Below are 14,469 nucleotides of genomic sequence, written 5' to 3'. Positions count from 1 at the left end.
ACGAGTCCGCAGCCTCGCGCGCGTGCCCGCGGCTGGCGAGCGTGCCGAAGGGGCGCGGGGAACCGCGCGGCCAGCCAACGGACCCGCGAACGAGAGACGACCCGGCACCGGACTTCCTGCGGCGGGCTGACGAGGTTCAGAGCACGCGCTGCCCCTTGCCCAGGGCGATCACCCCGCCCTTGGACACGGTGTACAGCTCCGCGTCCCGCTCCGGGTTGACGCCGATCGTCGCGCCCGGCGGGACCTCGACGTTCTTGTCCAGGACGGCGCCGCGCACCACCGCACCCCGGCCGATGCGCACGTTGTCGTGCAGCACCGAGCCCTGCACCACCGCGCCCGGGTCGACCCGTACGCCCGGGGAGAGCACCGACCGGGTGACCTGACCGCGGATCAGGCAGCCCGCGCTGATGATGGACTCGCTCGCGATGCCGCCCGCGTTGAAGCGGGCCGGGGAGAGCTGGCCCGAGTGGGTGTAGATGGGCCACTGGCGGTTGTAGAGGTTGAACGCGGGCCGCTCGGCGATGAGGTCCATGTGCGCCTCGTAGTAGGCGCCCAGGGTGCCCACGTCCCGCCAGTAGCCCTGGTCGCGGGTGGTCTCGCCGGGCACGTGGTTCTCGGCGAAGTCGTACAGCTGGGCCTCGCCGCGCCCGGTGAGCTGGGGCAGGATCGAGCCGCCCATGTCGTGCACCGACTGCTCGTCCTCGGCGTCCCGCTGCAGCGCCTCGATCAGGGCCTTGGTGGTGAAGATGTAGTTGCCCATCGAGGCGAAGACGGTCTCCGGGTCGTCCCGCAGGCCCGGCGGATCGGCGGGCTTCTCCAGGAAGCGCTCGACGACCTGGCCGTCCCGCCCCGGCGTGATGACCCCGAAGGAGGAGGACTCCGCGCGCGGCACCCGGATGCCGGCCACCGTCACGCCGGCCCCGCCCTCGATGTGCTGGGCGAGCATCTGCCGGGGATCCATGCGGTAGACGTGGTCCGCGCCGAACACGGCCACGTACTCCGGCTGTTCGTCGTGGATCAGGTTCAGCGACTGCAGGATCGCGTCGGCGCTGCCCAGGTACCAGCGCGGACCGAGCCGCTGCTGCGCCGGGACCGGTGTGACGTAGTTGCCGAGCAGGCTGGACATCCGCCAGGTGGTGGTGATGTGCCGGTCCAGCGAGTGCGACTTGTACTGGGTCAGCACACAGATCCGCAGCACGTCGGCGTTGACGAGGTTGGACAGGACGAAGTCGACGAGACGGTAGGTGCCGCCGAAGGTGACGGCTGGTTTGGCGCGGTCGGCGGTCAGCGGCATCAGACGCTTTCCCTCACCGCCCGCCAGTACGATCCCGAGTACGGAAGGCCCTCCACGACGCATGGCCGCTCCCCTCACCCTGGTTGAACCATGGCTGCCCCGAGCAGACGGGACTAAGCCTGCTTGAGGATCTCCTCGTACAGCGCGGCCGTGCGCCGGGCCACCGCGTCCCAGCCGAACTCGCCGACCGCGCGCGCCCGTCCGGCCTCCCCCATCCGCCAGGCCGCCTCCGGGTCGCCGAGGACGGTGTCCAGCGCCCGCGTGAGGCCCGCCTCGAACTCGTCGTCCACATCGACCAGGAGGCCCGTACGGCCGTCCTCCACGACCTCCGGGATCCCGCCGACCCGGGAGGCCACGACCGCAGTGCCGCAGGCCATCGCCTCCAGGTTGACGATGCCGAGGGGTTCGTACACCGAGGGGCACGCGAACACGGCCGCGCGCGTGAGGAGTTGGATCACTTCCGGACGCGGCAGCATCTGCGGGATCCAGAACACGCCCGCGCGGACCCGGCTCAGCTCCTCGAACAGCTCCCGGAACTCCCGGTCGATCTCCGGGGTGTCGGGGGCGCCCGCGCACAGCACGACCTGGACGCCCGGGTCGATGTCCCGTACGGCGCGCAGCAGATGGGGCACGCCCTTCTGGCGGGTGATCCGGCCGACGAACAGGACGTAGGGGCGGGCGGGGTCGATGCCGTGGCGGGTGAGGGCGTCGGTGCCGTGGTCGGGCCGGTAGAGGTGGGTGTCGATGCCGTTGTGCACGATGTGCACGGTGGCCGGGTCGAGCGCCGGGTAGCAGGCGAGGATGTCCTCGCGCATGGCGCCGGACACGGCGATCACCGCGTCGGCGGCCTCGACCGCGGTGCGTTCGGCCCAGCCCGACAGGGCGTATCCGCCGCCCAGTTGCTCGGCCTTCCAGGGCCGCAGCGGTTCCAGCGAGTGCGCGGTGACCACGTGCGGGACGCCGTACAGGAGCTTGGCTAAGTGGCCGGCCAGGTTCGCGTACCAGGTGTGGGAGTGGACGAGTTCGCGGCCTTCGAGGGCGGCGGCGATGGACAGGTCCACGGAGAAGGTGCGCAGCGCGTCGTTGGCCCCGTCCAGCACCGACCAGGGGCGGTGGCGTACGACACCGACGCCGCGTCCCTCGCCCCAGCAGTGCACCTCCAGGTCCACCAGGGAGGTCAACTCCCTGGCCAGGAACTCCACATGGACGCCCGCACCGCCGTACACGTCCGGGGGATACTCCCGGGTCAGCAGTCCCACTCGCACCGGACAACCCCCTGGCATCGGCGGCAGGTTCCTTTCATGGTCACCCAGAAGCGGCCCCTGGGGAAGAGCGCGGCGGCCGGGTGAAGCAGCAGTCGCCGCACACCCCGCCGCCGGGCACCCGGTAGTACAGGCAGCAGCTGCGGCGGCGGAAGGCGGTGCCGGTGCGGATGCCGGTGGCACGGAGCAGGGGGTGGGCGAAGAGTTCGTCCGTCAGGGCGCGGGTCCGGTCGGCCAGATCGGTACGGCCGTGCGCGCGGGCCCAGCGGTCCAGTTCGCGGGCCGCTCCGGCGAGCGCGGAGCCCGCGTTGCCCCACAGCAGTCCGGGTGCGCTGCCGTAGCCGGCGCTCAGGGCGTCCGCCAGGGGTTGCAGGTGTCCGTGGAGGACGGCTGCGGCGAGACCGGCGGCGTCGCCGGGCCGCGGGCGCAGCTCGGTCAGGTAGAGGTCGTCGGGGGCGGAGGCGAGCGGGTCCCAGCGCAGCAGCCGCGGGGCGAGCTCGGGCAGCCGGCCGTACCGGACGGCACAGCCGAGGGCAGCCGACCACAGCCGGGCGGCCAGCCCCTGCTGGGCGATGGAGGCGGCCACGCGTGGCTCGCGGGTGCGCAGCCGGTCCCCGACCACGGCCACCCGCACCGCCAACGCGTCCGGCGCCACCCGTGCGTAGGTCTCGGCGAGGGTCGGCAGTTGCCGGGGATCCGGTCCGTCGGTGACTGCGGCCGGACCCGGGACCGTGCGCAGGACGAAGAAGCCGCCGAGCGGGCGGAGGGCAGCGAGAGCGGGGTCGAGGTCCACGACGAGTACTGCTACCAGGTGAGTTCCCCGGTCCTCGCACGGGGTCTCCGCCTCGCGTCACCCGTCGCGAGGATGATCGCGCGGTCCGTGTACTCCATCGGCAGTAGGAGGCATTGCGTGCTCAGGGACGACGACGGGAAGGGCACGGCCGGGCAGAGTGTTGGCCATGGAAGCCGACCGTACGTCGTGCCGGGCCCAGAGCCCCCGCCGCCCGCAGAGGAGACGCAGATGAGCGCCCTCGCGCTGTCCGTGCTCCTGTCGTTCGCGTCCGCCCTCGCCTACGCGGCCGGCGCGATCGTGCAGGAGCAGGTGGCGGTCTCCTCCCCCGGCAGCGCGTACCTTCCGCTGCGGCGGCCCGGCTGGTGGGGATCGCTGGCCCTCAACGGCCTCGGCGGCGTGCTCCATGTGGTGGCGCTGGCCTACGGACCGCTCAGCCTGGTCCAGCCGCTCGGCGCGCTGACCATCGTCTTCGCCCTGCCCCTGGCGGCGCTCTTCGTCGGCCGCCGGGCCGGTGCGACCGCCTGGCGCGGCGCGGTCATGGCCACCGTCGGCCTCGCCGGTCTGCTCGCCCTGGTCGGTTCCTCCGACGGCCACTCCCTCGACACGGCCCAGCGGGTGGCGGTCGCGCTGGTCAGCGGCGGCGCGGTCGTGGCGCTGATGTGCGCCGGCCGGGCCGCGCACCGGCACCCGGCGGTGCGCAGCGTGCTGCTCGCCACCGCCTCCGGCACAGCGTTCGGCATGTCGTCGGTGTTCACCAAGACCGTGGCCGTCGACTGGACGCACGGCATCGACCTGGACGATCTGCCGTCCCTCGCGGTGATCGCCCTGTTCGCCGTCGCCGGTGTCCTGGTGTCCCAGGCGTCCTACCGGGGCGGCGGTCTGGCCGCGCCACTGGCCACGCTCACCGTGGTCAACCCGGTGCTGGCGGCCGCCGTCGGCATCCTGATGTTCGGCGAGACGTTCCGCCACGGCGGCGCGGGCACCGCGCTGGCCGTGACCTGCGGGGTGGTGGCTGCGGGCGGCCTGATCATGCTGACGACCGAGCGGATCGAGCGCGCCGGGACGCCGGCCCTGCCGGACGGCGGCCCGGAACCGGTCGCCGCCGCGGAGGCGTTCCCCACCGTGCCCCAGCAGCGAGGGGCCGCGGAGGCCGAGCCGGGGCGGGAAGGGCTTACCGAGGCCGACGGCACGCCCGACGCGCCGGTGCTGCGGCACCTGCTCGTGCCCGGCCCGGACGGCAGCCATGTTCCGGGCGCCCGCGGGCAGGGCACCGACGGCGGCGGACCGCCGGACGTCCGCTCGCTCCCCGCGTCGTACCTCGCGCTGCCCGCGGGCGTCGGGGTACCGCTGCCGGTCCTGGACGGGCGGGGTGCGTGCGTCAGATCCTGACGCCGCCGGCCCGCAGATAGGTGAGCGGGTCGATGTCCGTACCGAAGTCCGGTCCGGTCCGCACCTCGAAGTGCAGATGCGGGCCGGTGACGTTCCCGGTGGCTCCGGAACGGCCGATGCGCTGGCCCGTGGTCACGTTCTGCCCGATCCGCACCGAGATGGCCGACAGGTGGCCGTACTGGGTGTAGCGGCCGTCGGCGTGCCGGATCACCACCTGGTAGCCGTAGGAGCCGCCCCACCCCGCGGCCACCACCTGCCCGGCCTCGGCGGCCCGCACGGAGGTGCCGGTCGGCACCAGGAAGTCGACACCGGTGTGGTAGCCCTTCGACCAGTGCGAGCCGGCCACGCGGTAGCCGGTGCCGATGGGCGCGTCGACGGGGGCGACGAGGGTCCGGCCGGTGCTCTTGGCGCTCTTGGTCCGGTGCGGTGCGGTCCGGTGCGGTGCCGTGCGGTGCTCCGAAGGATCCTTCTTCTGCGGGGACTTGGTGTCGGTGGCGGCCCCGCCGCGCAGGCTGAGCCGCTGGCCCGGCAGGATCAGGTCGGGATCGGCGCCGATCGTCCCCCGGTTGCCGGCGTAGAGCGCGTGCCAGCCGCCGCGGACGTGGTGCTCGTCGGCGATGCCGGACAGGGTGTCGCCGTGCACCACCGTGTACATCTCGGCCCGGCCCGCGCGCGACTGGGGGGTGGTGTGCGCCTGTACGTCCTTCAGCGCGGCGGTCTTCGCGGGACGCCTGGTGGTGCTGTCGGTGTGCACTGCGGGCTCGGCGTCCCCGCGGGTCAGCCCGGCCTGCGCCGAGCAGACCGGCCAGGCGCCCGGGCCCTGCCCGTCGAGGACCCTCTCGGCGACGGCGATCTGCTGGTCCCTGGTCGCGAGGTCGGCGCGCGGGGCGTACCGGGCGCCGCCGTAGGCCTCCCAGGTGGACTGGGTGAACTGCAGCCCGCCGTAGTAGCCGTTGCCCGTGTTGATGCTCCAGTTCCCACTGGACTCGCAGGCGGCGACCTTGTTCCAGGTGGAGGCGTCGGCCGCGTCGGCCGCGCCAGCGGCGACCAGCGGGATCGCGAGGCCGGCGCCGCCCGCCGTGACGGTGAGTGAGGCGCGGTTGATCCTGTTCGGCTGGTACCGGCGATGCCGGCCGCGTACGGCCATGTCCGAATTCCCCTCGGCATGCGGCAGGAGGGGGCAAAAGTAAGCGCCGCGAACAGGCCATGACAAGACGGAAAACCGGCCTCCCGCACCGCCGAAGTGGCCGGGAACGGCCCCCGCTTGGTCCGGATCGCCGGAGACTGAGGCCGAGGGCGGCGTGCGTGCGTACAAAGGCATGGCGGGTCGGATGTGCACTCGCCGTGGCGGCACGTAAGGATGGGCCAGGGCTTGTCGCCATATTCCCGTCGTCCGCCCGGAGGGCGGGCGGGAATATGGCGGCAGGCCCTGGCGGACCCGTACTGACGGAGCCGTAGTCACGAGGCAGCTAGGGAGCAGGCGGTATGAGCACTTCAGCGCAGATCGGTGTCACGGGCCTCGCGGTCATGGGCCGCAATCTCGCCCGCAACTTCGCCCGCAACGGCTACACGGTCGCGGTGCACAACCGTACGGCGTCGCGGATGAAGGCGCTGGTGGAGGAGTTCGGGCAGGAGGGCGACTTCATCGGGACCGAGACCGCCGAGGAGTTCGTGGCGGCGCTGGAGCGCCCGCGCCGTCTGATCATCATGGTGAAGGCGGGCGAGCCGACGGACGCGGTGATCCAGGAGTTCGCGCCGCTCCTCGAACCCGGCGACATGATCATCGACGGCGGCAACGCGCACTTCGCGGACACCCGGCGCCGGGAGCGGGAGCTGCGCGAGCGCGGCATCCACTTCGTCGGCACGGGCATCTCCGGCGGCGAGGAGGGGGCGCTGCACGGTCCGAGCATCATGCCGGGCGGTTCGGTGGAGTCGTACGCGTCACTGGGCCCGATGCTGGAGAAGATCTCCGCGAAGGCGAAGGACGGCGCGCCCTGCGTGACCCACTGCGGGCCCGACGGCGCCGGGCACTTCGTGAAGATGGTCCACAACGGCATCGAGTACGCCGACATGCAGCTGATCGGCGAGGCGTACCAGCTGCTGCGCGATGTCGCCGGGTACTCCCCCGCCGAGATCGCGGAGATCTTCCGCACGTGGAACACCGGCCGTCTCGACTCGTACCTGATCGAGATCACGGCGGAGGTGCTGTCGCACGTGGACGCGGCGACGGGCAAGCCGTTCGTGGACGTGGTGGTGGACCAGGCCGAGCAGAAGGGCACCGGCCGCTGGACCGTCCAGATCGCGCTGGACCTGGGCGTTCCGGTGTCCGGCATCGCCGAGGCCGTCTTCGCGCGCTCGCTGTCCGGACACGCGAAGCTCCGCGAGGCCTCGCAGGGGCTGGCGGGTCCGCAGGCGGCGCCGCTGAGCAAGGCGGAGGCGGCCGCCTTCGCGGACCGGGTGGAGCAGGCGCTGTACGCGTCCAAGATCGTGTCGTACACGCAGGGCTTCCACGAGATCACGGCGGGCAGCGAGGAGTACGGCTGGGACATCGACCTCGGCGCGGTGGCCTCGATCTGGCGGGGCGGCTGCATCATCCGGGCCGCGTTCCTGGACCGGATCCGCGCCGCGTACGACGCCCGCGCCGACCTGCCGAGCCTGCTGTCGGACGAGACCTTCGCACGCGAGATCGCCGACGCGCAGGACGACTGGCGTGAGGTGCTGATCGCCGCGACTCGGCAGGGGGTGCCGACGCCGGGGTTCGCGGCGGCGCTGGCGTACTACGACGCGCTGCGTGCGCGGCGCCTGCCGGCCGCTCTGACGCAGGGGCAGCGGGACTTCTTCGGGGCGCACACGTATCGGAGGGTGGACCGGGAGGGTTCGTTCCACACGTTGTGGGGTGGGGACCGGTCGGAGGTGTCCGCCTGAGGTCTGCTCGGGTGGGGGAACGCGCGGCCGGCGGCATGTGCGGGCGCCTCGTGGCGGGTCGCGCAGTTCCCCGCGCCCCCTGAGGAACCGGCGCTTCACGCCGGGTTCTTCAACATGATCTAGCGCGGAACCCTGGGCGGTCACGCCCGGGAGGAAGCGCTTCTCAAAACAGGGGTGACCCGCACGGGCGCACGGATCTGCGCTGTTGACCTCATCCGGGACGTTTCTGGTTCTCGATGTACTCCTTGATGATCGCCAACGGGGCGCCCCCGCACGACGTGGCGAAGTAGGGGACCAAAAGTGGTCGCCTCATCGGTAGCTGCGGATGTGGCCGGGGAACTCCTGGCGGAGCCTGCGGGCGCACACGCCCTTGAGTGAGCCGACGAGCCGGGACAGGGCGACCTTGGGCGTGAAGACCAAGTGGGCGTGGCGGGTATGGACGACGGTACGGCCCGAGCGGATGTTGGGGTTTGGCTCCCAGCGTGGGGACATGGATCAACGTTATGATCATGCCCGTGAAGATCGTGACGCAGGTCAAGCTGATACCGGAGGCCGACCTGGCGTCCGCGCTGTCGGCGACCCTGCGCACGGTCAACGACCTGGCCAACTGGGTCTCCGACGTGGCGTTCGCCCGCGACGTGCCGCGTGAGTACGAGCTGCGCAAGCACACGTACGCCCACCTCAAAGCCTCCGGGCTGGGGGCGCAGGCTGCGCAACACGTCATCAAGAAGGTGCGCGACGCGTACACCACGCTGCACGCCAACCTCAAGGCCGGGAACCTGGGCAAGAAGGGCTCGAAGCGCCGGCGTAAGGCGGAGTCCAAGCCGATCACGTCCGGCCCGAGGCCGCGCAGCCGTACGACGACCGGTGTTTGAGCTGGCAGTACGACCGGCAGACGGTGTCGATCTGGACCACGGCCGGGCGCCTTAAGAACGTCCGCTTCGTCTGCTCCGCCGACGCGCTCAAGGTGCTCCAGCAGTACCGTAAGGGCGAGTCGGATCTGATCGAGCGCGGCGGCGTGTTCTATCTGATCGCCACGTGCGAGGTTCCCGAGGCCAAGCAGTACGGGCCGGATGGCTTCATCGGCGTGGACCTGGGCATCGTCAACATCGCCACCACGTCCACCGGCTACCAGGCCGCCGGACGCGGCCTGAACCGGTACCGCAAGCGGCAGCTTGCCCTGCGGGCCAAGCTCCAGAAGAAGCGCACCAGGTCCGCGAAGCGCCGGCTCAAGGAGCGCTCCCGGCGCGAACAGCGGCACGTGAAGAACACCAACCACATCATCGCCAAGACGATCGTGACCGAGGCTGAACGCACCTCCGCCGGACTCTCCCTGGAAGAACTCAAGGGAATCCGGCAGAGGGTACGGCTCCGCAAGCCCCAACGGGTCGCACTCCACTCCTGGGCCTTCGCCCAGCTCGGAGACTTCATCGTCTACAAGGCGCGGCGGGCCGGTGTCCCGCTCGTGTTCGTCAACCCCGCCTACTCCTCACGGGAGTGCGCGCAGTGCGGACACGTCGACCGGCTCAACCGCACCTCCCAAGCCAAGTTCGCATGCCGGTCGTGCGGCGTCGTTGCGCACGCCGACCGGAACGCTTCCCACGTCCTCGCCCGCAGAGGCGAGGACGCGTGGACCGCGGGGCGTGAGTCACGCGTCCCTGCCACCCCATAAGGAGTGTCTGGACGGAGGAGGCCACCCAGCAGCCAGTCGGGCTCTACCTCCAAACCCGGTCCTTTAGGTCCGGGTCAAGTTGACGTCAGTGGTGGACCGGGTTCGGGGTTCGGTACCGGCTCCGGGCCCGGCGGGATGGGGGACGGTGAGGGCTCCGGGGGACCTGGGGCCGGGGGTCCCGGGGGTGGCGTCGGGTCGGGGCCCGGCGGCGGTGGTGTGGGCTGTGGGCCCGGTGGGGGTGGTGTGGGCCCGGGGCCCGGTGGGGGTGTCGGCTGGGGGCCCGGCTCGGGTGGCGGGACGGGGCTCGGGTAGGGGTCCGGTGTGGTGGGACCCGGACCCGGTGCCGGCCACGGGGGGACCGGCTCGAGAAGTGGGTTCGTCATGGCGTCCTCCGGGCAGTCGCTGAACGTCGCCTCTGGACTACTCCCCCGCCTACCCGACCCCCGCGCGGCCACTCACCCGACAGGCCGAGCCGCCGCCCGCTCAGGACCCGGGTCAGGCCCGCACGGCCTGCGGGCTGCGCTGCTGGTCCGAGCCGGGTACCGGCTCGGACGGGTCGCCGCCGAGCGAGACGATCCGGTTGCCCGCGTCGACATGCACGACCCGAGGCTTCAACTCCCGCGCCTCGGCGTCGGTGACCTGTGCGTAGCTGATGATGATCACCAGGTCTCCGGGATGCACGAGATGGGCGGCCGCCCCGTTGATCCCGATCACCCCGGACCCACGCTCGCCCTCGATGACGTAGGTCTCCAGCCGGGCGCCGTTGGTGATGTCGACGATGTGCACCAGCTCGCCCGGCAACAGGTCGGCGGCGTCGAGCAGCTCGGCGTCGATGGTCACCGATCCCACGTAGTGCAGGTCGGCCTGGGTGACGGTGGCGCGGTGGATCTTGGACTTGAACATTGTACGAAACATGAGGAAACTCCCGGTTTGTCTGCTCCCTGCCTGTTCTTTGCAGGTCAAGGGCGATGTTCGGAGGCTACATCGTTTCGCATGTATGGTCAGGTGTCGCCAGGTGTTTGAGGACTCACACTGACTGTTGCTGACTTTCCTGACGCCGTGCCAGTTGAATACTTCGCTGCCGGCGTCGGCTTCAAAAGAAGATCCACACGCCTGCGGTGGGCCTCACGGTGCCGGCCCATCTCCTGCCGGAACGCAGTTCAGCGCGCTCCTCGCAGGGGTCCTGATTCCTCCCTGGGATGGCCGCTCTGCCCTTCCGCGGTCATGCCGTTACCGGTCCCGTTCTTCCGGCCTCCGAAATCTGCGAACCAGTCCAGCATGTGGCCATTGGTAACGGCGCCCGGACCGGTGACGTCGGACACGCGCGCGCCCTGCAGCAGCCGTTTGACCGGCACCTCGAGCTTCTTCCCGGTCAGCGTGCGGGGCAGCGCGGGCACCCGCACGATCACATCGGGAACATGGCGTGGGGACAACTGCCGTCTGATGGCCGCTGTGATCCGCTCCCGGAGGCCCTCGTCGGTTTCCTCGCCATCGTCGGTCACGACGAACAGCGGCATGAAGTAGCCGCCGTCGCCGTGCTCGACACCCACGACGAGGCTGTCCGAGATGCCGGGGAGTTGCTCCACCACCGCGTAGATGTCGGCCGAGCCCATCCGCACCCCCATGCGATTGAGCGTGGAGTCGGAGCGGCCGGACACGACGACCGACAGGTCCGCTTCCATGGTCGCCCAGTCGCCGTGCCGCCACACGCCCGGGTAGGTGTCGAAGTAGCTGGCCCGGTAGCGGGCGTCATTGGGGTCGTCGACGAAGCGCAGCGGCATGGACGGCAGCGGTGCGGTGACCACCAGCTCTCCCTGCTCGCCGGTCAGAGGCCGTCCCGTCTCGTCCCACGCGGCCAGCGCCACGCCGAGCGCAGGGCACTGAATCCGGTCTGCCCGCACCGGGAGGAGAGGGGAGCCGCCCGCGAGCACGGAGCAGAGGTCGGTCCCCCCGCAGATCGACTGGAGCCATACACCGGGGGTGAGCCGATCGTGGACCCACCGCCAAGTGCTCGGCGCCATGGCCGACCCCGTCTGCAGGACCGAGCGCACGGCACCGAGCTCCAGCTCGGCGGCCGGATGCAGACCCGACTTCTCCACGGCCGCGAGATAGGCCGCGCCCACCCCGACCATCGTCGCCCCGGTTCGTTCAGCGACGCGCCAGGCGCCGGCGGCGTCGGGAAACGTGGGGCTGCCGTCGTAGAGGACGATCGTGCTGCCGTGCAGCAGGCCGGCGACCAGGAAGTTCCACACCATCCAGCTCGTGGAGGTGACGAACATGTAGCGGTCCTCGGAGCGCAGGTCGGCACCGAGCCCCAGAGCCTTCAGCAGTTCCACCACAATGCCGCCATGGCCCTGCACGATCCCTTTGGGGACACCGGTGGTGCCCGACGACCAGAGAATCCACAGCGGGTGGTCGAAAGGTACGTCGGCGAATTCCGGAGCCCGTTCGGTGACCGGCATTGCGGACCAGGCGTGCACGGTGACGCCGGATCGTACGGACCAGGGTTCGTTCTGCGGTGGGAAGAGGTTGTCGACGGCCAGGAGGTGGCGCACCGTCGGCAGTCCGTCCAGGAGCTCGGTGACCGTGGAGCGTCTGTCGTGCTCCTTGCCTCCATAGCGGTAGCCGTCCGCAGCGACGAGGACCGTCGGCCGGGCCTGCCTCAGCCGGGCGAGCACGCTGGGGGTGCCGAAGTCGGGTGAGCAGGCCGTCCACACAGCGCCGATCGCCGCGGTGGCCAGCAGCGCCACCACCGCCTGCGGCAGGTTGGTGAGATAGCCGGCCACGCAGTCGCCGGGCTTCACGCCCAAGCGCCGGAGCGCGGCCGACACGTCGGCGACCTGGCGCCGCAACTCAGCCCACGACGTCTCGACGAGTTCGCCGTTCTCAGTCACGCTCACCAGCGCCGGTCGTGCGTCGGTGGCCTGGGCGAGACATCGTTCAGCGAAGTTCAGGCGCGCGCCGGTGAACCAGCGGGCTCCCGGCATGGTGACATCAGCCAGCACCTCGTCGTACCCGGAGGCGGCGTCCAGCCCGTAGTACTCCCACACCGCCGACCAGAAGCCCGCCAGGTCGGTGGAGCTCCACCGCCACAGCTCGGCGTAGTCGGCGAAGTTCAGACCGCGCGTCTCTTCCAGCCATTCCATGAACACCGCGACGTTGGAGTCCTCCAGCTCCCTGCGTCCCGGTGTCCACAGCAGTTCGGCGTCCAGGCTCATGAGTGCCCTCCGGCGGACGTCGCCCCGAGCGGTGCGCTCGCGGTGCCGGACTCCAGCGCGCGGATCAGCCCCTCCGCCTGGGACCACTCGCCGTATCCCGAGGCCGGGTTGAGGTGGCCGACCGCGCCCAGCTCCACAAGGCGGCTGCCCCAGCCGCGGGCCAGCTCGGCGACGCGCTCGGGTGCACCCAAGGGGTCGTCCGCGCTCGCGGCGACGATGCTGGGGAAGGGCAGCGGCACCCGGGGCACGGGCGTCCAGCCGTGCCGCGCCAGTTCGGCAGGGGTGGGATAGCCGTCCGGCAGCGGTGTTTCGAGGTCCGCCGGCGTGGCGAGCAGCGCGCCGCGTACATCGGCACGGTGGCGGCGGGCCCAGTGCACCGTGGTAATCACTCCGGCGCTGTGGGCGACCAGTACGACCGGATCGTCCAGGAGCGCCAACGTCGCGTCGAGGCTGCCGACTCGGACGTCCAGGTCGAGTCGGTTCCCCGCCGCCGGGGGGACGGTGCGGACGGTGCGGCCGGCCTCGGCGAGCCGGTCGGCCAGCAGGGTCTGCCAGTGGTCGGCGACGTGGTCGCGCAGACCGGGGACGATGACCACGGTGGGTTCCGCGGTGGGACTCATGAGGGGACCTCCGACGGGTGCTTGGGCTCCGCCAGCGTGGTGAGGTCGGCGAGGCGGGCGAGGTCGCGTTCGTACCAGTGCCTGCCGACCAGGAAGGCGACGGTGGCCCCGAGCGCGACGAGGGGCACGATGCGCAGGGCGCCCAGCAGGCCGAAGCGATCCGCGAGCGCGCCCGTGACCGCGGGACCGGGGGCCAGCCCGAGCAGGCTGTTGGCCAGGGTGAGGGTGGCGAACGCGGTCGCCGCGATGGAGGCGGGGGTCAGGTTGGCCACCATGGCCGCCGCAGGTCCGGCGGAACCGGCCGACAGCAGGCAGCCGACGGCCAGAGCGAGCAACTGACCTGTTCCGATGGGAAGTTGGAAGGCGAAGGTCAGCAGGAGGAGCGCGCCGAGACTGCAGCCGACCGCGACGGCCCATTTGCGGATGCGGGCGGTGGAGCTGATGCGGTCGCAGGCCACGCCCCCGAGGATCATCCCCAAGCCGATGACCATGGCGTAGCCGCCGGCGGCTGCGCCCGCCTTGGCCGGTGCCATGTGGTAGTAGCGGTTGAAGAAGCTGGGCAGCCAGGACAACAGCGCACCGGCGATGAACAGTTGCAGTCCGCTGCCGACATAGGCGCTGATGACCGAGACGGACGAGAAGAGGCGGGGCAGGTGAGTGCGCAGCCGCCCGCGCGATTCCGCGCCGTTCCCGCCGCCGGAGGGGTGTCCTTGGGGCGCCAGTCTGCTCTCCTTGACCACGACCCCGTACACGGTGGCGAGTACCAGGCCGAAGATACCCATCACGGCGAACGCCCAGCGCCAGCCGGCCGCCTGGGCCACGGCGCCGCCGACGGCGACGCCGAGCACCGAGCCGAAGGCGCCGCCCGCGATGAAGGCACCGGAGAGGGTGGCCCGCAGGGCGACCGGGAAGATGCTCAGGACCACGGCGATCCCCACACTGCCGTACGCCGCCTCGCCGATGCCGACGAAGAGACGGCCGACGAACATCTCCCCGTAGTTCGCGGATATGGCGCAGCCGAGAGTGGCCAAGCTCCACATCGTGGCGGCGAGCAGCAGGCTCCGCACCCTCCCCCACCGGTCGGCCATGAGGGACATGGGGAAGGTGAGCACCCCGACGGCCAGGGCCACGATGCCGCTGAGCGAGCCCAGGGAGGCATCGGACAGCAGCCATGCGGCCTTCAGCATCGGGAAGACGGCGTTGAGGACCTGGCGGGACATGTAGTCGGACAGCAGCAGGCCGAAGCCGAGCGCGAAGACCGTCCAGGCATAGCCCTTGGACACGGGCCATTGCGTC

Annotated in this window: 11 protein-coding genes and 1 pseudogene; 3 read left to right on the top strand and 9 right to left on the bottom strand. The window is 71.4% G+C overall.

Annotated features, from left to right (window positions below):
* Positions 1-136: 136 nt before the first annotated feature.
* The 3 genes from glgC to ACFYOH_RS32905 are packed head-to-tail and all read right to left on the bottom strand — an operon-like array spanning position 137 to position 3,349.
* On the bottom strand, positions 137-1,357 hold the full coding sequence (glgC, locus tag ACFYOH_RS32915; RefSeq protein WP_388633223.1) for a glucose-1-phosphate adenylyltransferase: 1,221 nt from the start codon (positions 1,355-1,357) through the stop codon (positions 137-139).
* A gap of 50 nt (positions 1,358-1,407) precedes the next feature.
* Positions 1,408-2,553, bottom strand: a complete 1,146-nt coding sequence (gene glgA, locus ACFYOH_RS32910) for a glycogen synthase (protein WP_388633556.1) — start codon at positions 2,551-2,553, stop codon at positions 1,408-1,410.
* A gap of 46 nt (positions 2,554-2,599) precedes the next feature.
* Positions 2,600-3,349, bottom strand: coding sequence for a (2Fe-2S)-binding protein (locus tag ACFYOH_RS32905; RefSeq protein WP_388633221.1), 750 nt, complete (start codon positions 3,347-3,349; stop codon positions 2,600-2,602).
* Positions 3,350-3,577: 228 nt separating this feature from the next.
* Here ACFYOH_RS32905 and ACFYOH_RS32900 point away from each other — a divergent pair, with 228 nt between their 5' ends.
* On the top strand, positions 3,578-4,738 hold the full coding sequence (locus ACFYOH_RS32900) for a DMT family transporter (protein ID WP_388633218.1): 1,161 nt from the start codon (positions 3,578-3,580) through the stop codon (positions 4,736-4,738).
* On the opposite strand, the gene ACFYOH_RS32895 is transcribed toward ACFYOH_RS32900, so the two are convergent.
* On the bottom strand, positions 4,728-5,885 hold the full coding sequence (locus tag ACFYOH_RS32895; RefSeq protein ID WP_388633216.1) for a transglycosylase family protein: 1,158 nt from the start codon (positions 5,883-5,885) through the stop codon (positions 4,728-4,730). The two genes, ACFYOH_RS32900 and ACFYOH_RS32895, sit on opposite strands and share 11 nt — an antisense overlap.
* Positions 5,886-6,223: 338 nt before the next feature.
* On the opposite strand from ACFYOH_RS32895, the gene gndA reads away from it, so the two are divergent.
* Positions 6,224-7,663, top strand: a complete 1,440-nt coding sequence (gene gndA, locus ACFYOH_RS32890) for an NADP-dependent phosphogluconate dehydrogenase (protein ID WP_388633213.1) — start codon at positions 6,224-6,226, stop codon at positions 7,661-7,663.
* Between the two features lie 309 nt (positions 7,664-7,972).
* On the opposite strand, the gene ACFYOH_RS32885 is transcribed toward gndA, so the two are convergent.
* Positions 7,973-8,155, bottom strand: coding sequence for a transposase (locus tag ACFYOH_RS32885; protein WP_388633210.1), 183 nt, complete (start codon positions 8,153-8,155; stop codon positions 7,973-7,975).
* 11 nt (positions 8,156-8,166) lie between these two features.
* Here ACFYOH_RS32885 and ACFYOH_RS32880 point away from each other — a divergent pair.
* A pseudogene (locus tag ACFYOH_RS32880) lies at positions 8,167-9,335 on the top strand (RNA-guided endonuclease InsQ/TnpB family protein).
* A 495-nt stretch (positions 9,336-9,830) separates the two neighbouring features.
* Here the strand turns inward: ACFYOH_RS32880 and panD are convergent.
* The 4 genes from panD to ACFYOH_RS32860 all read right to left on the bottom strand — a co-directional run bounded on the left by panD (position 9,831) and on the right by ACFYOH_RS32860 (position 14,456).
* Positions 9,831-10,250: an aspartate 1-decarboxylase gene (gene panD / locus ACFYOH_RS32875; RefSeq protein WP_388633207.1), complete on the bottom strand. Its 420-nt coding sequence runs from the start codon at positions 10,248-10,250 to the stop codon at positions 9,831-9,833.
* Between the two features lie 245 nt (positions 10,251-10,495).
* Positions 10,496-12,553, bottom strand: coding sequence for an acetoacetate--CoA ligase (locus ACFYOH_RS32870; RefSeq protein ID WP_388633204.1), 2,058 nt, complete (start codon positions 12,551-12,553; stop codon positions 10,496-10,498).
* The gene (locus ACFYOH_RS32865; protein WP_388633201.1) at positions 12,550-13,173 is read right to left on the bottom strand and encodes an RBBP9/YdeN family alpha/beta hydrolase; all 624 of its coding nucleotides are present in this window, start codon (positions 13,171-13,173) and stop codon (positions 12,550-12,552) included. The genes ACFYOH_RS32870 and ACFYOH_RS32865 overlap by 4 nt, the downstream gene beginning before the upstream one ends.
* Positions 13,170-14,456 carry an MFS transporter gene (locus ACFYOH_RS32860; protein WP_388633198.1) on the bottom strand — a complete coding sequence of 429 codons (1,287 nt, stop codon included), beginning with the start codon at positions 14,454-14,456 and terminating at the stop codon, positions 13,170-13,172. Before ACFYOH_RS32860 ends, ACFYOH_RS32865 begins: the two co-directional genes overlap by 4 nt.
* Between the last annotated feature and the right edge of the window lie 13 nt (positions 14,457-14,469).

This window comes from Streptomyces sp. NPDC007856 (assembly GCF_042868225.1).
In the GTDB taxonomy this organism is placed as follows: Bacteria; Actinomycetota; Actinomycetes; order Streptomycetales; family Streptomycetaceae; genus Streptomyces.
The sequence above is the reverse complement of the archived record's forward strand: the minus strand, read 5'-3'. Positions and strand labels throughout refer to the sequence as shown.

What these genes read in the sequence shown, in the direction of transcription:
- gndA (WP_388633213.1), top strand. Translation starts at nt 6,224, where the DNA reads ATGAGCACTTCAGCGCAGATCGGTGTCACGGGCCTCGCGGTCATGGGC.
- ACFYOH_RS32870 (WP_388633204.1), bottom strand. Translation starts at nt 12,553, where the DNA reads ATGAGCCTGGACGCCGAACTGCTGTGGACACCGGGACGCAGGGAGCTG.
- ACFYOH_RS32865 (WP_388633201.1), bottom strand. Translation starts at nt 13,173, where the DNA reads ATGAGTCCCACCGCGGAACCCACCGTGGTCATCGTCCCCGGTCTGCGC.
- panD (WP_388633207.1), bottom strand. Translation starts at nt 10,250, where the DNA reads ATGTTTCGTACAATGTTCAAGTCCAAGATCCACCGCGCCACCGTCACC.
- glgC (WP_388633223.1), bottom strand. Translation starts at nt 1,357, where the DNA reads ATGCGTCGTGGAGGGCCTTCCGTACTCGGGATCGTACTGGCGGGCGGT.
- ACFYOH_RS32895 (WP_388633216.1), bottom strand. Translation starts at nt 5,885, where the DNA reads ATGGCCGTACGCGGCCGGCATCGCCGGTACCAGCCGAACAGGATCAAC.
- ACFYOH_RS32900 (WP_388633218.1), top strand. Translation starts at nt 3,578, where the DNA reads ATGAGCGCCCTCGCGCTGTCCGTGCTCCTGTCGTTCGCGTCCGCCCTC.
- ACFYOH_RS32885 (WP_388633210.1), bottom strand. Translation starts at nt 8,155, where the DNA reads ATGTCCCCACGCTGGGAGCCAAACCCCAACATCCGCTCGGGCCGTACC.